The organism is Colwellia piezophila ATCC BAA-637 (assembly GCF_000378625.1).
Lineage (GTDB): Bacteria > Pseudomonadota > Gammaproteobacteria > Enterobacterales > Alteromonadaceae > Colwellia > Colwellia piezophila.
Genome location: NZ_KB905164.1, coordinates 146,191 through 168,305 on the forward strand (window position 1 = coordinate 146,191; position 22,115 = coordinate 168,305).

The following is a 22,115-nucleotide window of genomic DNA, read 5'->3' on the forward strand; positions in this document are numbered from 1 at the left end:
GCCATAAATAGGGTTAATTGTTATTTTTTGTGATTTATGCAGTATTTAACCTTAATTATGGCTGTATGCCAACAAGCGACACTAAAACTAGACTAAAAGAAAATAAAAAAAGTTAAAAAAGTTAAAAAAAAACCGAAAAATAACGTTCTACTAGCGCTTTGCCGATAGCTTAATTAGAATAGCGGTCATTGAGTTTGCGGTAATGAATATCGCCTGATAATTTGAGTAAGGAAATCATGAGTAAAGCAAGCAGTCTGTTAACCCCGGTATTGGCTAAGCGCCGTGGCAAAAACCCTGATAAGAAAAGCTGGCATAATTTATACGGCAGCAGCAGTAGTTTTGCTTTATACCAAGCAGCGAAAACAGCACAAACGCCGATATTACTCATCACTAACAATACCCCACAAGCACTTAAAATAGAGCAAGAGTTACTCAGTTTGGCTAAAAGTGATAGCCAAAACAAGGCCAGTATCTGTTTATTTCCTGACTGGGAAACCCTGCCCTATGATAATTTCTCGCCTCATCAAGATATTATTTCTCAGCGTCTTTCTACCTTGTATCAGTTATCAAGGATGGAGTCAGGCATTATCATTGTGCCCGTCACGACACTCGTACAAAAGCTAGCGCCAAAACGGTACATTGAAGCGAATAGCTTAATTATAAAAACAGGTGATAAAAAAGACTTACATCAAATGCGACAAGCATTAGAGGCCAGTGGTTATCGTAATGTCGACCAGGTACTAGAGCATGGCGAATTCTCGGCACGTGGCGCTATTTTAGACATTTACCCGATGGGCAGTAAAAAACCTTTTCGTTTGGACTTCTTTGATGATGAAATTGATGAAATCAGACTTTTCGACCCCGAAAGTCAACGCTCAAAAGAAAAGATTGAGGAAATAAACCTGCTACCTGCCCATGAATTTCCCATTGATGAAGCCGGAATTAACTTATTTCGTAGCCAATTCCGTGAACAATTTACCGGCAATATTCATAAAGAGTCTGTCTATCATCACGTCAGTAATGGTATTTTACCACCAGGTATTGAATATTATTTACCACTTTTCTTTGATAATAAAGACAACAAACAAAACAGTGACAAAGCCGCTGCACCGCTAACCAATACCCTCTGTGACTATTTGACCGATAATACTCTGGTAGTGATTAGCGGCGATATCGAACACTCCCTTACGCAATATTGGCTAGATATAGAATATCGCTATGAAAATAGACGTTACGATCCAACGCGTCCTTTATTGCCACCAGAACAACTTTTTTTAACGTTAGCTGAATTGTACAGCGCACTAAAACCCTTTGACCGAATCACCATTGCCAAACAAACAATTAAGCAAGTGATGACGCCAGAGGAACAGCATAATCTAGCTACTGAAGTAAACGCTGACCAGCTGCCGACTGTGGACAACAGTGCCGTTAAGAGTAAAAGTAGTGAAATAATTTTTGATGTGCAGCCCTTACCTGACTTAACCATTAATCATAAATTAAAGCAGCCTTTTGAATTAATAAACCAATTTATAAACAGTAAAGACACCCCTAATAAAGTGCTTTTTATTGCCCAAAGCCAAGGCCGCCGTGAAAGCGTGCTCGAGTTACTTGAAAGAGACAAAATCAAACCGGCGCAATTTTCCTGTATCGATGATTTTATTAATGCCAGTGACACCATAGGCATTACCGTTAATAGTTTATCCCAGGGATTTTCTTTTCAAGCTAAAGGCGTAAGCCAAAAAAATGCTATAGCCTTAGTTACTGAAGCCGAATTACTAGGCGATCACGTCTCGCAAGCGCGTCGTCGCACTAAAGCACAAGACTTACAAGCGGATGCCATCTTTAAAAACCTGGCCGAATTAAGTATTGGCCAGGCCGTTGTACATATAGAACATGGCATTGGTCGTTATCAGGGTCTGCAAACCATAGAAAATGGCGGCATTACCACAGAGTTTTTAGTCTTAAGTTATGCCGCTGAAGCCAAATTATACGTGCCAGTCGCCTCATTACATCTCATTGGCCGTTATTCTGGCGCAGGCAGCGACCATGCACCATTACACAAATTAGGTAACGATACCTGGAGTAAAGCCAAACAAAAAGCCGCAGAGAAAGTTCGTGATGTCGCCGTTGAATTACTGGATATTTATGCCAAACGCGCCAGTAACCATGGTCATACTTTCAAACGTGATAAACAAGATTACCAAGCCTTTAGTGACAGTTTTGGTTTTGAAGAAACCTTTGATCAAAAACAAGCCATCAACGCGGTAATTAGCGATATGTTATCGCACAAAACCATGGACAGACTTGTGTGTGGTGATGTCGGCTTTGGTAAAACCGAAGTGGCGATGCGCGCTGCTTTTGTGGCGGTAAACGATGGTAAACAAGTGGCTATTTTGGTGCCTACCACGCTATTAGCGCAACAACATTACGAAACCTTTAAGGATAGATTTGCCAACTGGCCGGTCGTGACGGAAGTTTTATCACGCTTTAAAACACCTAAAGAGCAAAGAGAAGTTATCGCAAGGGTAGAGTCAGGGAAAATTGACATTCTCATCGGTACCCATAAATTACTACAGAACAGCATAAAATATAAAGACTTAGGCTTACTTGTGGTTGATGAAGAGCATCGATTTGGCGTTAAACAAAAAGAAAAAATCAAACAATTACGCAGCAATGTTGATATTTTAACACTCACAGCAACCCCTATCCCACGTACCTTAAATATGGCCATGGGCGGCATGCGAGACTTATCAATAATCGCCACACCACCAGCAAAGCGTTTAGCGGTAAAAACCTTTGTTAGAGAGCGGGATGAAGCGCTTATCCGCGAGGCCATATTACGTGAAACATTGCGTGGTGGTCAGGTATACTTTTTACACAATAATGTTGATAGCATAGATAAAACCGCCGCCGATATTCAAAAATTAGTACCAGAAGCCCGTGTAGTGACAGCTCATGGACAAATGCGCGAACGTGAATTAGAGCGCGTGATGAGTGACTTTTACCATCAACGTTTTAACGTACTGGTCTGTACCACCATTATCGAAACGGGTATTGATGTACCCACTGCCAACACAATTATCATGGACAGAGCTGATCACCTTGGGTTAGCGCAATTACATCAATTGCGTGGCCGTGTCGGTCGCTCCCATCACCAAGCCTATGCCTATTTGTTAACGCCTCCTGAAAAGCGGATAACCAAAGACGCGAAAAAACGCCTTGATGCCATTGCCGCATTAGAAGATTTAGGCGCAGGTTTCACCTTGGCAACCCATGATTTAGAAATTCGTGGCGCGGGTGAATTATTAGGTGAAGACCAAAGTGGCTCAATGAGCCAAGTGGGTTTCAGTTTATATATGGAAATGCTCGACCAAGCCGTTGCCGCGCTAAAAGAAGGGAAAGAATTATCCCTGGATCAAGTTATGTCAGCACAAACCGAAATTGAGCTAAGGATACCTGCCTTACTGCCTGAAGATTACATTTACGACGTCAGCTTACGATTAAGCCTGTATAAACGCATTGCTAGTTGTAAAAGCAAGCGTGAACTTGATGATATTCAAGTGGAATTAATCGACCGCTTTGGTTTGCTGCCGCAACCGAGTAAAAACTTAGTTCAGATAGCAAAACTTCGTCTTAAAGCACAAACCATTGGTATCTCACGTATTGAAGCCAGTGCTATTGGCGGCTCGATTGAGTTTAGTAATAAGACTAGCGTTGATCCTATGTTAATTATTGCTTTAATTCAAAAGCAACCCAATGTGTTCCGTATGGTTGGTGCCAGTAAGCTGAAATTTGTCAAAGCCAATGAGGACACCCAGCAGCGCTTTACCTTAATTACTAATATCTTAAATGACTTAGCCAAATAATTACTTATAATGGTAAACTGCGGCAAAGGAAGTTAATGCATTAACTTCCTTTGCCGCCTTACCTTTAGATATTGACTCCGATTGGCAAAATATGACTTTTCTTGAAAACATGGACTTTTAATGAAATACCCTTTTCTTATTACCTCTGCATTAACTTCAATATGGCTATTAACCAGTCACAACAGCCTTGCTGCTGACACCACTGACGTAGCCGTTGAGGAACAAGCACGTTGGTTTGAAATTGAAGTGATTCTTTTTAAACAATTAACAAAAGAATCAGAAAATGCCGAGCAGTTTACTGCAAGGGATTTACGTTATAAAAAAAGCCGTGCCTTTGATTTATTAACGCCTTACTTGCAACCAGACATAACCTCATTAAAGGCATTATTGCCAAGCTGTCAGCAACAAGAAGTAACGTTACCCTATAACCTGAGCATCGAGCCACATTACCTTTTCTCTGCTGTTGATGCTGAGACAAACGCCAATTTAACAAATAGTCCCTCGGTTACAGTAGGAAAGAATCAAGTTATAAGCTCTTCAGGAAATATGTCTGTGACTGAAGTATCAAGCGGACAAAAGGAGTTTGCTAAAGACGCTGTTGACTCTAGATTTAGCTCTAGCAATAGTGAAAGTGATAGTGATAGTGATAGTGAAAGTGATAGTGATAGTGAAAACGATTACCAAGCCCAATATGCTAACGTTGAAGTCCCTGTTTACAACCAATATCCGAGTGATAAACAAACACCAGTATGTGTAATCCCCGCTGAATTTTTCCAACAACATTTAAGCCCCGAGCAGCTAGCAGATTTTAATATCGATGCCTTTCCTGTCGAAAAGTTAATAACAACCGTTGATGGTATTGAGCAATGGGCTGATGATGAAAACGGTGAGATTACGTGGGCGAGTGAAAAGCCCTATTTGATCAGCCAAAACTCCTTACAATTAAAATCGATTGCAAATCGCATTAAACGCAGCCGTAATTATCAAGCTATCCTACACCTTGGTTGGCGACAAATTGGTGAAATCAAAAGCAAGGCACAAGCGATAAAGTTATTTGCTGGAGATAATCTTGAGTTAAGCTACCAAGAAGCGCTTGCTAAACAAAATGCTGAGCAGCAGGCACTTGAGATACAAGCAATACTAGAGCAAAGACAACAAGCGCAAGCGTTGATAGCTAACCAGTTAGCTTCAGTAGCCAGTGATACCGCACAAAGCACTGGTATCGAAGGTAAAGGTATTGAAGGTACAGATATCGAAGGCATTAGTACCGAAGGCACTGCTCAGGATGCGCCAGTAGGAATAGCGAGTGAAAGTAGCCAAGCGAATACTGAACTATCGATAGCTGAGCAGCTACGCCTACAGGCTAAACAGCAACAGCTCGATAATATCTTGGCGCAGTATCAGTTATTTAATAGTACTGACAGTGACCTTACCGATACCAATGAAAGCGGTGATAGTGAAGTGCACTATAGCGTTCAACGCATTGTTGCTGAGCTGTCCGCTGATATCTCCGCACCAATGAAACAATTAACTACCAACCCTACAGAAGACAATACTGGCGGCAATACGGCCGATGTATCAGTCACAGCGCCGCTACAACCCTGGTCAATCGATGGTTTGTTCAAAGTACACTTAGAGCATTATCTTTATATTGATAGTGAAATTAATATGATCGAGCCGGAAAGTGCCTCAGTAAATAAAACATCAAGTTCCGCACAAAACGCGCTTGCTAAACAAAGTAAGGTTATATCTTTCAAACAAGATCGCCGTGTGATCTCCGGTGAAATACATTACTTTGATCACCCGCATATCGGCATGATAGTGCAAATACGTCGCTTTGATCCGACCAAGCCTGCTGATGAAGCGGTTAGTCAATCTAAAAAATAGCGTTTCACCGTCAATAAATAACAGTAAGTTATTATTTAAAAAGGTAAAGTTCATGGATAAAGAAATAGAAATTCAAGCAGCGGTATTTCGTCGTTTACTAGCACACTTAGACTCACGTAAAGATGTACAAAACATTGAGTTGATGAACTTAGCCGGTTTTTGCCGAAACTGTTTTAGCAAGTGGACGGTAAATGAAGCCGAGAAGTTAGGTGTTGCTGTGGATATAGATACCGCCCGCGAACAAGTTTATGGTATGCCTTACCGTGAGTGGAAAGAGAAACATCAATTGCCAGCAACCGAAGAGCAAATGGCTAAGTTTAATGAACTTAACCCTAAAAAGTAAGAATGATGACTCACTTAAGCTGCAGCCTATCTGCTGAAGAAAATGCAAATAGAAATAGGCTCGGCATAAGATGAACTCACCAGTATGTTGGAACATTATACAGTTATAAAAACAGCGCTATTTCTTCTACAGTTAATTCGCGCCACTCGCCTGGGGCTAAATCACCCAACATGATTTCCCCTATCTGCTCTCTATGTAAGCCCACTACCCTATTACCCACCGCAGCAAACATACGTTTTACTTGATGGTATTTACCTTCCGTAATGGTCAGTAACACTTCACTCTTATAACACTCGTCATCAACCAATTCAGCTGTGGCAACCCGTTTTAAATGTGCCGGTCGGGTTAAAGAGTCCTCACCTTGCAGTTGTAGACCTTGCTCAAATTTAGCGATCAAATCCACTAGATTTTCATCAGGAATCTCATGACGTAACCATACCCGGTAGGTCTTTTGGCACTGTTTTTTCGGTGAGATAACATTATGCGACCAACGACCGTCATCAGTGATTAACACTAAACCTGTGGTATCGGCATCTAAACGCCCCGCTATATGTAAGTCAAAGGCTTTGTCGACCTCAAGGAAATTAAGCACTGAGGGATAAACTTCATCAACATTTGAGCAGATACTATCGACGACTTTATGCAAAATATAATAGCGTGAGCCACGTGCAGTTAGCGCTTGGCCGCCAATAGTAATGGTATTATTTTCATGTACCTGCATAGCAGCATTTTTGGCAACGTCCCCATTAACCCGGACCTCTCCGTTTTTAAGCACTTTCTTGGCTTCGGTTCGGGTCAGTTCTGTACTTTTACAAATGAATTTATCTAGGCGCATATTAGCTAGCAAAGCCTTACAGTCAATGAAATACAGCGCCATTATCCCCATTGTTAATCAACAAGCAATAGCAATTAGTAATAACTTATCTTTTTGGCAAACCAAATGCTTATTAATAACAGAAAAAACAAAGGCATGGTGATAAGAAAAACTGTTATCATCAATCATACTTTGTTAAAAGGGGCTTTACATGTTTAAGTTTATGCCAAAGCTATCACAGAAGACCATTCGCTTTACTGTGGTCAGTATTTTCATTTTAGCGACTGTCATAACCGCCACTATTGCCATTAGTTTGCAATACCACTTTAGCAAAAATATGGCGACCGAAGCGGCCAGCCAACTCTTCTCATTATCCAGTCAAAAAACCCAAGAGCATTTACAGGCACTTGATCAAAGGGCTAAAAATATTACAGGCATGTTTGCTAAATTTGCCGATCTAGTTGAAGACAATGAAGTAAATGATACTGTCGGACCTGTATTTGCTGAAATGCTAAAGAACAATAGCGACTTTTATGCGGTATATATTGGTTTTGGCAATGGTGATTTTTATGAACTTATCAATTTGGATGCTAGTCCAGAAATTCGCGCACAAATTGATGCCTCATTTACTGATAGATGGGTTACCGTGGCAATTAGCGGCAAAAATGCTAATCGAAAGCGAGTATTTAGTTACCTCAATGATGACTTGACCATTCGTTTAAGCCGTGAAGAAAACAGTAATTATAATGCCAGTGTTCGGCCCTGGTATGTAAACGCTAAACTTGGTGAGGTTTATAAAACCAAGCCTTATATGTTCCAGCATTTACAAGCCCCTGGACAAACCTATTCAGCTAAAATACCCAACTCTGATGCTGTACTCGCGGTAGATATTGCCTTGTCTTCTATTGACCAATATCTTACTAAACAAGGGTTAGCGAACGACGGGCATATAGATAAAGAAATTTATTTGTTTCAAAAATCGGGAGAAATAATTTCAACTAATCAGGCCAAGTCGACCAGTAACAATGCCATTAAAGTGGATAAACTCGCCCTTAACGACGCACAAAGACAACTGATAGAAAATACCGGGATATTAAAAGTATCTAATGAAACTGATTGGGCCCCCATCGACTTTTCCATATCCGGGCAACCTAAAGGTTATAGCATTGAGGTGCTTGCACTTATCTCAAAAATGACCGGATTAACGTTTGAATATACTAACGGCTTTACTTGGCCAGAATTAGTCAGCGGCTTCGAGAACGGTAACATAGATATGCTTCAGCCCGTTTTTAAAACGGATGACAATGACAAAAGAGGCATTTTCTCTAAAAGCTTTGTTGATTTACCTTTCGCGATTATCACTCAACCTAATACCCCAGTAATTAGTCATATTAATCAATTGCAGGGTAAAAACTTAGCTATTCCGCAAGGCTGGTCAATTATTCATACCATAAAGCAAAATTTCCCGAGTATAACTATTATTGAATACCCATCGAGTAAGGCGGTATTACTGGCAATATCCTCGGGGGAAGTATTTGCAGGCCTTGATAATGAAGTGATTTTTCGCTACACCCAAAAGCAGTTTTTCATTGACTCTATTCAATACCATTTGGCTGCTGACTTTGCACCCGCGAACTTGACTAGTTCATTACATTTTATGTTACATGGCTCACAAAGCGATTTAATGACTATTATCAATTTGGCCATTGATACGATATCAACCAAACAAAAAAACAGGCTAAAACAGAAATGGTTTACCGCCAGCAATAAGCAAAAAATCGAGGTGAAAAAAGGGGTTGTGCCTTATGAAGCGTTAATTGAACTTACAAATAATGCCGGCCTTTACCGGCAACTTGTGCCATTAGTGGTCAATGATGCTGAACACTTCATTTATTTAACACCGACCAATCAAAGTGAAACTGAGTTTTTGGCCATTGTAGTACCCAGCGATACTATTTTCGCCACCAGTACTGCAAAAGTTAAATTATCAATCATCATCACCGCTATTTGTTTATTACTTATTCTTCCGGTCAGTTGGCTTTTTTCCAGCCCTATAGTCAAACCGATAAAGTTACTGGCGATTGAGAATGATAAAATTAAAAATCGTCAATACGATGCCGTGAAACGTATCCCAACGAATATTAAAGAGATTGACGAATTAGCCACTTCCTTAGTGGACATGTCCGTTGCCATCAAAGATCATGAATTAAAACAACAAGAGCTTATGGACTCTTTTATCCAGTTAATTGCCCAGACCATAGATGATAAGTCTGCTTATACAGGTGGTCACTGTAACCGAGTGCCTGAGCTTGGCTTAATGCTAATTGATGAAGTTGTTAAAGATACTGATACTTTTAAACACTTTTCATTCAAGTCAGATGACGAATACCGAGAGTTTAAAATTTCGGCTTGGCTACATGATTGCGGTAAAATTATTACCCCCGAACATATTGTGGATAAAGGCAGTAAGCTCGAAACTATTTATAACCGTATCCACGAAGTAAGAATGCGTTTTGAAGTATTATGGCGTGATGCCGAAATTCATTATTACCAAGCACTTATTACCAGCCCAGAGCAACAACAATTATTGCAGCAAAAGTTAGCTGAGCAACAAGCACAATTATCAGCAGACTTTGCTTTTGTTGCCAATACCAATGTTGGTGGCGAGTTTATGGCTGAAGAGAAGGTTGAGCGGTTACACCTTATCGCGCAGCAAACTTGGCAACGAAATTTTGATGATAACTTAGGCTTATCTCCCGTGGAAGAGTTACATTTAGCGCAACATAACGAGCGCCAAGGTAATATCGCGGCCCCGACGCTGCCAGTAACCGAGCAATTATTAACCGATAAAGCAGAACATATTATACCGAGAACTAAACAAATAGCCTTTGATGAAAAATTCGCCATTAAAGTGTCCGTGCCGGAGCATCAGGCAAATTTAGGTGAGTTATATAACTTATCTATCTCACGGGGCACCTTAACGACAGAAGACCGCTATATCATTAATGAACACATTATCGGTACGATAAAGATGTTGGACCAATTGCCCTTCCCGCCTGAGCTAGCCAATGTGCCTAAATACGCTTCAACTCACCATGAAACCTTGATAGGTACCGGTTACCCTAGGCGACTAACGGCTGACGACTTAACCATCCCTGAAAGAGTATTAGTGATTGCTGATATTTTTGAAGCGCTGACCGCTGCAGATAGGCCCTATAAAAAGGCTAAACCATTAAGTGTCGCGATTAATATTTTACATAAATTCGCCGTAGACCAGCATATTGACATCGACTTATTCGAGCTATTTTTAACCTCGGGGACTTATTTAGCTTATGCGAAGAAATATATGAAAACTGAACAAATTCACCAGGTGGATATCAGTCAATACCTGCGTAAATAATCAAAAAGGTGTTCAAAATGGTACCTAGCCCTATAAAAAAACCCGCACTCCCTGAGCCATTCAACGGCTAGGAAATGCGGGATTTAAACAGTTATTAAACTAAGTAAAAAACTAAGTGTGTTCTGATTTTTATTGCCTATTCGGCCTCAGATAAATACCAATAACCTTGGTTAAGTAACTCGGTTACTAGCTCAATAAACGCCGCATTATGGCTCCAATCACTAAGTTCATCGGGTAATAACAGGACCTGATTGCATAGTAATTTTACCCCGTTAGCTATCTCAGCTGAAAATTCTAATTCGCTGCCATTGATATAACACAGACCTTGGTCAATGGTATCTTCAAAGTAGAATGCACGTAAGCCGCCTAAGCGTTTAATCGCATGGCTGTGAAGTAAGTTACTGACTTCGGTGAGTGCAAACGGCTCATCTGGTAATAAAGTATCTAATTCATGTTTGGCCGTTGTTAGAAACTGACCGGTGAAGCGTTTGAAGCTTTTATCATCATCAAGTAAGCTTTGCAATTGCGACTTAATGCTGGCGTAATCATTATTGCTCACTTCTCCACTTTGACTGACAACTTGCCTATTCGGGTCTTCAAGTAGCTGACTGCCTTGTTCGCTATCAATGAGATGATCAGCAAATGCACTCAGCACACTTACCGCTGAATTCGCGCGAAAACCAACAGAAAAGCTCATTGATGTATCAAGTGATATGCCTTCATGGGGGAAACCTGGCGGAATATATAAGATATCGCCCGCTTCTAATACTTCATCAATGATAGCGTCGAATGGCTCAACATGTAATAACGCTTCATGTGCAGCAAATTCCACATGCTCGCCGCGGTCGCCCACGCGCCAATGACGCTTACCTGAGCCTTGGCATATGAAAGTATCATAGTTATCCATATGTGGCCCAACACTGCCTCCAGGCATGGCAAAACTTGCCATTAGATCATCTAAACGCCAATGAGGCAGAAAGCGGAATGCTTCGATGATTTCAGCTGCTTCTTCAGAGTAGTTATCAAGCGCTTGAATCACTAGAGACCAGTTTTCATTACCTAAATGCTCATAACTTTCAAAGGGACCAAATGACGCTTGCCATTGTCCGTCTTTTTTGTGGACCAAGCGCGACTCTATTTCTTCTTCCATCGCAATGCCGGCCAACTCATCAGCCGCTATGGGATCAACAAATTCTTTAAAGCCCTGGCGAATAACGACCGGTTTTTTTTGCCAATATTCATCTAAGAATTCTTGCTGAGTCATTTCTTTTAAGTTTAAGGTATACATAGTGTTCTCATTGGTCTCTTTTAATTACTTTATCGACTTAGGCTGCTGTAGTTTTCGTGAACATTAAGCTAGTGGCATGCCTGAGTATTATCGGTGGCTATGGTTAGTTAACCTGAGCTCTGGATAAGAAATATTCATTAACCAGAGTGCAGGTTAGTTAGGTTAAGCTGGCAGCATAGGCTCTAGCTTTGGCTAAATCTTCTGGCGTATCTACGCCTTCTACCGGTACATGGCTATTGGCCACGGCAACATGAATTCGTTCACCTTGATATAAAACTCTTAACTGCTCAAGGGCTTCGACTTGTTCTAATTCACTTGTTGGCCAATTAACATAATCTTTAATAAAACCAGCACGGTAAGCATAAATGCCGACATGTCGTAAGTAAAAATCACCTATGGCGCGAATATCTGTTTGGGTATTAGCATCAGACGTTAAAAAACGCTCTCTATCATAAGGGATAGTTGCGCGAGAAAAATACAAAGCATAACCGTCTTTATCCAGTATCACTTTAACGGCATTCGGGTTAAACGCTTCTTCAACACTGTTAATCTTAATTGCCAATGTTGACATGCGGGCTTTATTGCTGATTTGTTGCTGGTTAGCTAAATTATTTGCTACTTGAGCGATATTTTCTGGCGGAATAAATGGCTCATCCCCTTGCACGTTAACAATGATTTCATCATCACTAAATTGATATATTGCCATCACTTCTGCTAGCCGTTCAGTGCCCGACTGATGATCAGCACGCGTTTTGCACACCTCTGCGCCAAAGCCACTGACCACGGCAGCGACCTCATCATTATCCGTCGCGACAATCACTTGGCGGGCACCACTTAACAATGCTTTTTCAACAACCCATTGGATCATCGGTTTGCCATGGATATCCGCTAATACTTTACCGGGTAGGCGTGATGATTGATATCGAGCAGGAATAACGACAACAAAATCTGCACAAGCTGATGGGGCATCACTAACCGAGCCTTCACGAAAAGACATCGTTAGCTACCTTGCTCAGTAGACTGGCTCGAGGTAATTTCACGTGCTTCACCTTCAAGTAAAACGGGAATATCTTTCTCGATGCTATAAGCAAGGCGATCAAAATGACAAATCAGCTCTTGTGCTGCTTTGTCATAATCTAACTTACCTTTACATACTGGACAGGCAAGGATTTCCATTAATTTTGTATCAAAAGCCATGTTAACTTCTCTTTAGTTAGTTCTTTAAATAATTATTTGTTTAGTACTTTAAATCGTTCATTAGCTAGTGCTTAAATAGTGCTTTAAATAGTACTTTAGCTGATTCTTTAAGTGATGTTCGTTACCGCTTTTACTTTATCGAGTAATAACTGCAGCTCTGCGTCATTAAAGGTTGCATTGACGGGCAAATACCACCAATTACCTTGGCAAAAATCGCGACATTTAACTGCATCTTTTTCGGTCATTAATAGCGGTATATTTCCATCAAATCCCTTAAAATCATTAAGGATAAAGCGGTGATGATCAACAAAGCTTTGTTGCTCAACAATATTAATTTTATTAACTTTTAAGGTATCGAAAAATCGTTGTGGCGCGCCAATACCGGCAATAGCATTAACCGAACCATGTAAGACAATAAAGTCATCAATGCTAATACACGCACCGGTTTGTATGTTACACAGCTCTACTGCAGACAGTGACATTTGCGCACACGGGTAATTATTACCTCGACTACTCCTTTGATAATCCGCTGCTACTTCGCCATTATAAATAACTAAATCACTATAAGGCAAACGCCACTGGCCTTCTCGTAATGGGCCTGCCGGTAATAATAGTCCATTACCAAACAGTCGCTTTCCATCGACGATGATCAGCTCTATATCGCGCTGTAACCGATAGTGTTGTAGGCCATCATCACTTATTATGATGTCACAGCCTTTGGCAATGAGTAACTCTGCGCTAGCAATGCGATCACTGCCCACAGCCACAGCCACCTGACAGCGTTGTTGAATAAGTATTGGCTCATCACCCGCCTCAGCGGCAGTTGAACTTGAGTCAAGCAAATAAGGGTAGTGTTCTGCCTGGCCGCCATAACCGCGGGAAATCACTCCAGGTGTTAAGCCTAATGAACGGCTCAGCTCAACCAGGTAAATAACCATAGGCGTTTTACCATTACCGCCGACGCCGATATTGCCAACCACTATAACCGGTTTACTTAACTTCACTGACTTGCTTAAGCCTAGTTTAAAACTGAGCCGCCTTAAAGAACTGAGCAGCCCAAAAAGAGCAGACACTGGTAATAATAATGGTACTAACAACCACTTTGCCGGGTGGTTATTAAACCAAACCTTTTCAATTAAGCGCATATTTATTATGGCCTATTCAAACTGGAAGCTATGTAACTGAGCATAGGCACCTTGTTTGGCAAGTAAACTTTGATGAGTTCCCTGTTCAACAATCTTGCCTTGGTCCATAACAATAATTTTATCGGCATTTTCGATAGTCGATAAACGATGGGCAATAACGATTGAGGTTCTATTTTTCTGCAATGCTTGCAAAGCATCTTGAATATGGCGTTCAGATTCAGTATCTAAGGCACTGGTCGCTTCATCTAGAATTAAAAAAGGTGCATCGCATAATAAAGCACGAGCTATAGCGACACGTTGACGCTGACCGCCAGAAAGTAGAGCACCATTTTCACCGATATTGGTGTCGAGGCCATGCTCCATCTGCTCAGCAAATTCCATCACATGGGCACCTTTTGCTGCCGCGGTAATTTCAGCGACCGTGGCTTCAGGTTTACCGTAAGCAATGTTATTTGCCAAGGTATCATTAAACAAGACCACCTGTTGAGATACATAAGAAAATTGCTTGCGTAAGTCTTTTAATTTAAATTGCTCTATATTAGTGTCATCAATTAATATCTCGCCGCTCGTTGCATCGTAGAAACGTAATAAAAGCGAGCTAGCGGTTGATTTACCACTGCCGGATCGCCCTACTAACGCTAAGGTTTCACCCGGCGATAAGTCAAATGTCACATCGCTTAACGCCAATTTTTTTTCTTGCTTGGCATTGGTCGCTTTATTGTTGGTGCCGTAAGAAAAATCAACATGCTTAAAAGACAAAGCACCAGAAGCTTTAGTTAATGTTTTAACGCCATTATCTTTTTCTTTTTCATGGTCGAGTATCGAAAAGATACTGACACAAGCGGCCATACCTTGTTGAAATTCGCTATTTACATTAGTCAGCATTTTTAACGGTCTAAGAAGCATCGTCATATAGGTGATAACACTGACAAAAGTACCTGGTGATATTTCTTCACTTAAGGTATCTGAGCTGATGGCATAAAACACAAAAGCTAAGGCAAATGAGGCTATCACTTGGATAATAGGCACACTGGCTGAACGTGTGGCCTGCATCTTCATCCTTTGCTGACGATTATGTTTGTTAATCTTGGCAAAACGGGAAAATTCTCGTGGTTGACCGCCAAAGGTTAATACCACTTTATGGCCATTAAAGGTTTGCTCTGCGGCCGTGGTCACTTCCCCCATTGCGCCTTGAATGCTTTTACTGACTTTACGAAACCGTTTTGATACTACACTGACAATCACGGCAATTACCGGGGTTATCAGCAGAAAAATCACTGATAATTGCCAACTCATATAAAACATTAAAACCAATAAGCCAATAACAAAAGCGCTCTGTTGAACCATCACAAGAATGGACTTGCTGACAGAGTTCAACACTTGTTCGGTATCGAAGGTAATTTTGGATATCAGTGAGCCGGTTGATTGCTGATCATGAAAAGCCACCGGCATCGACATAATATGCTCAAAAAGCTGCTGTCGTAAGTCGGCAACAACATTATTACCTACCCAAGCGAGGCAATAATTAGCAATAAAATGCGCTATGCCACGAATAATAAAGGCAGCAATAATGAACAATGGTGCCCATTTCATAAAGCTAGCATTGGCGCCAGCGAGGCCTTCATCAACGAGGGGCTGTAATTTTGATAAGAAATACACATCAATGGCAGCATAACCAAGCATACCTATAATCGCGGCAACAAAACCTAACTTATAGGGCTTTGCGTAGCTAACCAGGCGCTTAAAGTTTTGCCATGATGTTGCTTGACTTGAATCTGGGAAAGACGTTACGGCTAACTTTTCTGAAGATGATGCCATTTGTTATGATTACTCGCGTATTTTACATGCTAAAGGGAAAGTGGATAAAACATTAACAATACATACTTTTACTATGTTTTTATTAATGAATAAAGTATTTTACCGTGAATTGGCACGACAACCAACAAAAACTACATTATACCAATTTGATTAAATTTATTCCCAACTCAGAGCTGTACTCAATGTTCAATAACAAGGCAAATTTGTTTAGGTCTAGTTACTCTAAGCCACATAAATTTAACGATATTAGTGGTCATTGAGTAAGCTCCCATAGGGCGAGTTTAATAGCGCGAGTGGCTAAACCAAAACGGGCGCAATTCATCAACATAGGTTTGTGCACTGATATCGTTTTTATCAAAGGTAATGATAACTTGGCCCACTTGGGCATTATTTAATAAGATAATCTCACTATCTAAATAGCGCTGCCTAACTTTGGCGACAGGCATATACCAACGATTTAAATAACCGGCACTGACTACCGCTAACTTAGGTGATAATTGCTGGAGAAATATCTGACTGGATGATGTTTTAGAGCCATGGTGTGGCACTTGCAATATATCAGTGCGAAGGTTTGGATAAAGTGCTAATAATTGCCGCTCGACTTTAGAAGAGATATCACCGGTAAGTAACACCGTTTTTCCCATAGCGTCGGTAATTAAAATAACACAAGAATCATCGTTTTTTTGTTTGCCCCGTTTAGGTTTCTCTGAGCTATATTTATCTGAGGAATATTTATTAGCTGAATTTTTCTTAGCTAAATATTTTTCGGCTGAATATTTTTCGGCTGAAAGACTGTGAGCTATTGGCCATAAGATAGCAAACGTTAGACCTTGCCAAGAAAAGCTCTGACTTGGCTGGCAGCTCGTGATTTTCGTATTATTTAGCCCTAAAAGCGCAATGGCGCCATCATTACTGACAATTTCATCAATCTTTATATTTTTTAACAAGCTTTCAATGCCGCCCGCATGATCATTATCACTATGGCTCAATATCACTTTATCAAGTTTTGCAATGGCTGAGTATTGTAAATAGGGCAGAATAACCGCTTCACTTAGGGTAAAACCGCTAGGGTAAGCCGCGCCGGTATCATAGAGAATGGCTTGGTTATTACGCCTAATAAGCACAGATAACCCTTGGCCAACATCAAAGAATAGCACTTGCCATGGCGTAGCATAATGCTGGATAACACTAGTTTTACGCTCATCATCTTTAGAGTGTGGCCATTCACCTGCAGAAAAAATTAGCGCTGCAACCACCAATAAAAAAGCAACGTGCTTACCTCGCCTCGCCCAATGAAATGGCGATAGATAAAGCAGCGTAAAGGCAAGTGCCCCGACAATGAGTAGAATAAGTTGTTGCCGCCATGAAAGTGGCATAACAGCAAAAGGCAGATCGGCAAGTATCAACAAGTAATGCCAGAGCCAAGCTAACGATGTTAGCGAAATCACAGCAAGCCAATGGGCTAACGTTTCACTCAGTGGCATCACTAAAACCGAGAGTAAGGCGCTCGGTATACTCACCATACTCATCCAAGGTACAGCTATGATATTGGCGAACAAACTTACCAAGGATATTTGCTGAAAAAATATGGCACTGATGGGCATTAACATCACGGTTAGGGCTATTTGAATAATAAAAAGTCCTTTAATAAACCGCCAAAATGCAGGCCCTTTCGTTAACCAGTATTGAAAGCGCCACAGTGAGACGAAGATAATCGCCACCGCATAAAAAGATAACCAAAAACTGGCGGTGAATAAGCTAAAGGGACTCAATAATAACAAAATAAATAGTGTCACTAATATTAGCCTTTTAGGTGACATTTTTATGCTCAGTAGTCGAGTAAACCAATACAGGTTTAACATCACTAACGCGCGCTGTGTTGGTAAAGAAAACCCGGCCAAATAAGCATACAGTGTTGCCATTAACAAGCTAACGACTATAGCAACATATCGAATATTAAGCGGTTGCCAACGATCACTTTGTAAGGGTAAATGTTGGACAATCAACATCACAATAAAAAAGGCACTACCGGCAAGCAAACCAACATGTAAACCCGAAATAGCAATAAGATGGCTAGTACCTGTGGCTTGTAATACTTGCCAGTGTTCCGGGGTAAGTAAACTACGCTCGCCAAAAGCTAAGGCCAACAAAATTGGCGTTAGTTGATGCTCAGGTAATAAGCGTTGATATTGGCTAAATAGCACCTGCCTGATGGTTCGTTCAGGGGCAAGTAATTTATTTTCTTGCGCCGGCTCAGCCGGATTTAGGAATTCACCTTCAGAAGAGTACTGGCCTTGATTTTTATGCTTGTTCTTTTTTTTCTGATTAATCACATAACCGGTAGCGCTAATGTTATTCGCCTTAAGCCAAGTTAAGTAATTAAACCCGCCAACATTTGCTAAACCGTGGGCGGGTTTAAGTTTTACTTTAAGGGCGAGTATTTGACCTTGGGAAACGTCTAGGTTAGCGTTTTTCCAACTTAATCTGATAATGATGGGTGTGCTAAGTTGCACTTTATTAACTTGACTCACCCGCAAGTTAAAACGCTTGGTTACTGATTTTATCGCGTGATTTTCAGTAAAACTGTCACTTTCTTTAACCTGTAAACTAAGTACCTGGCCTTCAACCACAAAGGATTGTTTATTTTGCATCTGCTCAACAAATTGATGCGGTAATTGGTTATGATAAAGGTAGGCATGAGTTAATAACCACAGGGCGCCAAACCCTATTCCTGAGCTGAGCCGTAAATTTTTATGGCAATAAAATCCGGTGGCAAGGAAAAGAAGTAAAAATAGCTGAAAAATTGCTGGTACTTCCGGCAAAAACAAGGACAATATAGCACCAAGAAAAAATGTCAGTAACCACCAATCCATAGTGATATAAATCCTTTTATGTTTTGCGGTTAAGTACTCAAGTAAACATGACTGACAAAACCGATTGCTATACCTATCAAGTTATTGAGTGTAGTAAGTATGCACTTTAGCGAGCGTACATAAATAATGAATCAAACTAACTTTTTATCAAGGGACCTCTAGAAGTATATGCCCAAAAAAATTATTAAGCGTATGATGCCAGATCATCAAACGATAAAAGAGAATAAATACCTGAAAATATTTGGTAACTTATTACATAATGCCAACCTTTGGCACATGAACCGACATTCTGTTGCTAAAGCTTTTGCTATCGGGTTGTTTTTTGCCTTCATTCCGGTACCGTTTCAAATGGTATTAGCAGCAGGTACCGCCATTATGGTACATGCGAATCTCCCCCTCGCCATCGCATTGGTTTGGATTACGAATCCATTAACCATGCCATTTATTTTTTATGTCTGTTATTTGGTTGGTACATGGGTATTAGCGGTCCCCGAACAGGACTTTGCTTTTGAGGCAAGCTGGCAATGGGTATTGGACAGTTTATCGACCATAGGTCCTGCATTCCTAATCGGCTGTGGCGTACTCGCCTTAGCATTTTCTATATTGGGTTATTTCGGTATACATGCGTTATGGCGTTATCAAGCGATTAAGGCATGGAGAAGTAGACCGCATCGTTAATTACGCGGTCAGCGTAACTTAATAGTGCTAACAATAGCTGAAGAATTAACAATACCAGCAAAACACCAATAAAAATGCCAGCAAGTTGCTGGCATTTTTATTTCAAATTACTATGTGAAAGCTGTTATTTCAAAGCTATTACTTCAAAAATTTTTTAAATAAGTCAGGTAAAAGAGCAAGATTACTCAGTTGTCGGTTTGATTATGCCAAAATGCTGATAGGCTCTATCAGTGACAATACGTCCACGCGGCGTACGCTGTAAAAAACCTTGTTGAATTAAAAAAGGCTCCAACACATCTTCAATCGTTTCACGCTCTTCACCAATAGCCGCGGCAACATTATCTAAGCCTACTGGCCCACCCATAAACTTATCAATAATTGCGTGTAACAGTTTTCTATCCATAAGGTCGAAGCCTTCACTATCAACTTCTAACATATCTAATGCGGCAGCAGCCGTTGCTTGGTCAACTACGCCATGAGATTTCACATCGGCATAGTCGCGTACTCGTCGTAATAACCGGTTAGCAATACGTGGCGTACCACGTGAGCGACGTGCAACTTCAAAGGCGCCCTCTTTATCTATGGTTAAATTCAAAAAATGTGCCGAGCGACTCACAATGGTAGATAAGTCAGCAACATTATAGAACTCAAGTCGCTGCACGATACCAAAACGATCACGCAGTGGTGATGTTAACGCCCCTGCCCGTGTAGTCGCGCCAATAAGGGTAAAGGCTGGCAAGTCTAATTTGATCGAGCGGGCAGCTGGCCCTTCACCAATCATAATATCTAATTGGTAATCTTCCATAGCCGGATAAAGAATTTCTTCAACTACCGGACTTAAACGATGAATTTCATCAATAAAAAGAATGTCGTTTTCTTCTAAATTGGTCAGTAGCGCGGCTAAGTCACCGGCTTTTTCTAATACGGGTCCAGAGGTGGTACGTATATTAACACCCATTTCATTAGCAACGATATTGGCTAAGGTGGTTTTACCTAAACCCGGCGGGCCGAAAATAAGTAAGTGATCTAAAGGCTCACCACGATTTTTAGCGGCAGGAATAAAAATGTTCATTTGCGCTTTCACATGCTCTTGACCGGTATAATCTTGTAGCATTTTAGGACGAATGGCGCGATCTACCCCTTCATCTTCAACGCTAGCTACGGGTTCAATTAAGCGATCTGCTTCTATCATAGGTTACCTAAATTCTAAAATGTGGTTAAGACGTCATGGGAATGATGTTACACCATTGACTTCAACGCATCACGAATAATATCTTCGCTAGACATGCCGCGATTATATACCGATTTAACGGCTTTATCCGCTTGTACTTGTTTATAACCAAGGGATAGCAAGGCATCAATAGCATCGCATTTATTATCACTGATAAAAGTAGTGTCTTGACTCAAATCAGCAGAAAGTTGCTCTGGCATGACACCATCATGATTGACTAAGTGTACTTGTTGCGCTTGCCAATCTTTTAAGCGATCGCGCATTTCAATCAATAAACGCTCTGCAGTTTTTTTACCAACACCGGGTATTTTTACAATGGCGGCAATATCATCGTGACGAACACAATTGACGAATTGATCAGCGGACATATGTGATAAAACCGCCAGTGCCAACTTAGGGCCAACGCCATTGACTTTGATCAATAAACGGAATAATTTACGCTCAACTTTATTGGCAAAACCGTAAAGTAATTGGGCATCTTCACGGACAACAAAATGGGTGTAGATAATGGCTTGTTGTTCTAGCTCAGGTAAGGCAAAAATGCTTGTCATTGGCATGGTAACTTCGTAGCCAACGCCAGCACATTCAATTAATATTTCAGGAGAGTTTTTTTCGACAAGAGTGCCACGTAAACGACCAATCACAATAAATTCCAAACGCTATTATTTATGCCACGATACTACCACTATATATTTATACAGTAAAGTGTCGGGTAAGCGAGAAACCGAGCTAACTAAATTTTACCGATAGATAAAAGCTGAATTAACGTAAACGGCCGCGCACCGTCTTACTGGCTTGTCCGGCTAATCTAGCAATAGTAGTATGACTATGTGCATGACATAGTGCCACCGCTAAGGCATCAGCTGCATCAGCTTGTGGCGTACCTGGCAATTTCAACAGAGTTTTCACCATGTGTTGTACCTGGCTTTTATCGGCTGCGCCGGTGCCAACAACCGCTTGTTTTATTTGCCGTGCTGAATATTCGCTAATGGTTAAACCGGTATTGGTGGCCGCCACGATGGCCGCACCGCGTGCTTGGCCAAGTTTCAACGCGCCGCCAGGATTTACCCCCATAAAAACTTGCTCAATGGCAAACATATCCGGCTTAAATTGAATAATTATCTCAGAAACACCGGCAAAGATAGTTTGTAATCGTGACGCTAAATCCTCGCCCTGGCTCATCGCCTTAATACAACCACTGCCAAGATACGTAAGCTGTCTATTTTCTTGTTTGATAACCCCATAGCCAGTAAAACGGGAACCTGGGTCAATACCTAATATAATTGTCATTCAATACCTTAAAATCAGTTATACCCAACAGACTAATTTATTGCTCTGTTTGGAAATAAAGTGTGCAAACAAACTGAGTGTATAAAAAAAGCGTATTGATGGAAAACCCTCAATACGCTTTTCTTCGTAACTACTAACCATTTAATCGTCATCCTCGTGGTGTATTAATCGAGGATCCAGTTTTTAAACAATGTCTTAGTTCTTCTCTGAAACAATACTTTATACAATGGATTCAGGAGAATGTGCTCAGGATAATATGCTCCTGCATTATCTAATAAGGTACTT

Annotated in this window: 15 protein-coding genes; 5 read left to right on the top strand and 10 right to left on the bottom strand. The window is 40.8% G+C overall.

Features of this window, described 5'->3' with window-relative positions:
• The first annotated feature begins 236 nt into the window (after window positions 1-236).
• From mfd to F580_RS0109505, 3 genes are all read left to right on the top strand, one after another.
• Window positions 237-3,866 (top strand): transcription-repair coupling factor, encoded by a 3,630-nt coding sequence (gene mfd, locus F580_RS0109495; RefSeq protein WP_019027486.1) that lies wholly within the window; start codon window positions 237-239, stop codon window positions 3,864-3,866.
• A 120-nt stretch (window positions 3,867-3,986) separates the two neighbouring features.
• Window positions 3,987-5,753 (top strand): CsiV family protein, encoded by a 1,767-nt coding sequence (locus F580_RS0109500; RefSeq protein ID WP_019027487.1) that lies wholly within the window; start codon window positions 3,987-3,989, stop codon window positions 5,751-5,753.
• Between the two features lie 52 nt (window positions 5,754-5,805).
• Entirely contained in the window at window positions 5,806-6,096 is a 291-nt protein-coding gene (locus tag F580_RS0109505) for a DUF1244 domain-containing protein (RefSeq protein WP_019027488.1), read from the top strand.
• Between the two features lie 103 nt (window positions 6,097-6,199).
• On the opposite strand, the gene F580_RS0109510 is transcribed toward F580_RS0109505, so the two are convergent.
• Window positions 6,200-6,931: a pseudouridine synthase gene (locus F580_RS0109510; RefSeq protein ID WP_026301366.1), complete on the bottom strand. Its 732-nt coding sequence runs from the start codon at window positions 6,929-6,931 to the stop codon at window positions 6,200-6,202.
• A 190-nt stretch (window positions 6,932-7,121) separates the two neighbouring features.
• Here F580_RS0109510 and F580_RS0109520 point away from each other — a divergent pair, with 190 nt between their 5' ends.
• Entirely contained in the window at window positions 7,122-10,310 is a 3,189-nt protein-coding gene (locus tag F580_RS0109520; protein WP_019027491.1) for an HD domain-containing phosphohydrolase, read from the top strand.
• 136 nt (window positions 10,311-10,446) lie between these two features.
• Here F580_RS0109520 and F580_RS0109525 read toward each other — a convergent pair whose 3' ends face one another.
• The 6 genes from F580_RS0109525 to F580_RS0109550 all read right to left on the bottom strand — a co-directional run bounded on the left by F580_RS0109525 (window position 10,447) and on the right by F580_RS0109550 (window position 18,631).
• Window positions 10,447-11,598 carry a ribosomal protein uL16 3-hydroxylase gene (locus F580_RS0109525; RefSeq protein ID WP_019027492.1) on the bottom strand — a complete coding sequence of 384 codons (1,152 nt, stop codon included), beginning with the start codon at window positions 11,596-11,598 and terminating at the stop codon, window positions 10,447-10,449.
• 157 nt (window positions 11,599-11,755) lie between these two features.
• On the bottom strand, window positions 11,756-12,595 hold the full coding sequence (gene kdsB / locus F580_RS0109530) for a 3-deoxy-manno-octulosonate cytidylyltransferase (RefSeq protein ID WP_019027493.1): 840 nt from the start codon (window positions 12,593-12,595) through the stop codon (window positions 11,756-11,758).
• A 2-nt stretch (window positions 12,596-12,597) separates the two neighbouring features.
• On the bottom strand, window positions 12,598-12,795 hold the full coding sequence (locus F580_RS0109535; RefSeq protein ID WP_019027494.1) for a Trm112 family protein: 198 nt from the start codon (window positions 12,793-12,795) through the stop codon (window positions 12,598-12,600).
• A 107-nt stretch (window positions 12,796-12,902) separates the two neighbouring features.
• On the bottom strand, window positions 12,903-13,940 hold the full coding sequence (lpxK, locus tag F580_RS0109540; protein WP_019027495.1) for a tetraacyldisaccharide 4'-kinase: 1,038 nt from the start codon (window positions 13,938-13,940) through the stop codon (window positions 12,903-12,905).
• A 12-nt stretch (window positions 13,941-13,952) separates the two neighbouring features.
• Window positions 13,953-15,758: a lipid A export permease/ATP-binding protein MsbA gene (gene msbA, locus F580_RS0109545; protein WP_019027496.1), complete on the bottom strand. Its 1,806-nt coding sequence runs from the start codon at window positions 15,756-15,758 to the stop codon at window positions 13,953-13,955.
• A gap of 281 nt (window positions 15,759-16,039) precedes the next feature.
• On the bottom strand, window positions 16,040-18,631 hold the full coding sequence (locus F580_RS0109550; RefSeq protein ID WP_019027497.1) for a DNA internalization-related competence protein ComEC/Rec2: 2,592 nt from the start codon (window positions 18,629-18,631) through the stop codon (window positions 16,040-16,042).
• 168 nt (window positions 18,632-18,799) lie between these two features.
• Here F580_RS0109550 and F580_RS0109555 point away from each other — a divergent pair, with 168 nt between their 5' ends.
• Window positions 18,800-19,309 carry a DUF2062 domain-containing protein gene (locus F580_RS0109555; protein ID WP_019027498.1) on the top strand — a complete coding sequence of 170 codons (510 nt, stop codon included), beginning with the start codon at window positions 18,800-18,802 and terminating at the stop codon, window positions 19,307-19,309.
• A gap of 181 nt (window positions 19,310-19,490) precedes the next feature.
• On the opposite strand, the gene ruvB is transcribed toward F580_RS0109555, so the two are convergent.
• The 3 genes from ruvB to ruvC all read right to left on the bottom strand — a co-directional run bounded on the left by ruvB (window position 19,491) and on the right by ruvC (window position 21,830).
• Window positions 19,491-20,501: a Holliday junction branch migration DNA helicase RuvB gene (gene ruvB, locus F580_RS0109560; RefSeq protein WP_019027499.1), complete on the bottom strand. Its 1,011-nt coding sequence runs from the start codon at window positions 20,499-20,501 to the stop codon at window positions 19,491-19,493.
• 47 nt (window positions 20,502-20,548) lie between these two features.
• On the bottom strand, window positions 20,549-21,184 hold the full coding sequence (ruvA, locus tag F580_RS0109565; RefSeq protein ID WP_019027500.1) for a Holliday junction branch migration protein RuvA: 636 nt from the start codon (window positions 21,182-21,184) through the stop codon (window positions 20,549-20,551).
• Between the two features lie 118 nt (window positions 21,185-21,302).
• A complete protein-coding gene (ruvC, locus tag F580_RS0109570) occupies window positions 21,303-21,830 on the bottom strand; it encodes a crossover junction endodeoxyribonuclease RuvC (RefSeq protein WP_019027501.1) in 528 nt (175 codons plus the stop codon).
• Window positions 21,831-22,115: the final 285 nt, after the last annotated feature.

Excerpts from the sequence above, each read along its gene's own strand:
- F580_RS0109510 (WP_026301366.1), bottom strand. The coding sequence starts at position 6,931 with ATGCGCCTAGATAAATTCATTTGTAAAAGTACAGAACTGACCCGAACC.
- F580_RS0109520 (WP_019027491.1), top strand. The coding sequence starts at position 7,122 with ATGTTTAAGTTTATGCCAAAGCTATCACAGAAGACCATTCGCTTTACT.
- F580_RS0109535 (WP_019027494.1), bottom strand. The coding sequence starts at position 12,795 with ATGGCTTTTGATACAAAATTAATGGAAATCCTTGCCTGTCCAGTATGT.
- kdsB (WP_019027493.1), bottom strand. The coding sequence starts at position 12,595 with ATGTCTTTTCGTGAAGGCTCGGTTAGTGATGCCCCATCAGCTTGTGCA.
- msbA (WP_019027496.1), bottom strand. The coding sequence starts at position 15,758 with ATGGCATCATCTTCAGAAAAGTTAGCCGTAACGTCTTTCCCAGATTCA.
- F580_RS0109555 (WP_019027498.1), top strand. The coding sequence starts at position 18,800 with ATGCCCAAAAAAATTATTAAGCGTATGATGCCAGATCATCAAACGATA.
- F580_RS0109500 (WP_019027487.1), top strand. The coding sequence starts at position 3,987 with ATGAAATACCCTTTTCTTATTACCTCTGCATTAACTTCAATATGGCTA.
- ruvC (WP_019027501.1), bottom strand. The coding sequence starts at position 21,830 with ATGACAATTATATTAGGTATTGACCCAGGTTCCCGTTTTACTGGCTAT.
- ruvB (WP_019027499.1), bottom strand. The coding sequence starts at position 20,501 with ATGATAGAAGCAGATCGCTTAATTGAACCCGTAGCTAGCGTTGAAGAT.
- F580_RS0109505 (WP_019027488.1), top strand. The coding sequence starts at position 5,806 with ATGGATAAAGAAATAGAAATTCAAGCAGCGGTATTTCGTCGTTTACTA.
- lpxK (WP_019027495.1), bottom strand. The coding sequence starts at position 13,940 with ATGCGCTTAATTGAAAAGGTTTGGTTTAATAACCACCCGGCAAAGTGG.
- F580_RS0109525 (WP_019027492.1), bottom strand. The coding sequence starts at position 11,598 with ATGTATACCTTAAACTTAAAAGAAATGACTCAGCAAGAATTCTTAGAT.
- F580_RS0109550 (WP_019027497.1), bottom strand. The coding sequence starts at position 18,631 with ATGGATTGGTGGTTACTGACATTTTTTCTTGGTGCTATATTGTCCTTG.
- mfd (WP_019027486.1), top strand. The coding sequence starts at position 237 with ATGAGTAAAGCAAGCAGTCTGTTAACCCCGGTATTGGCTAAGCGCCGT.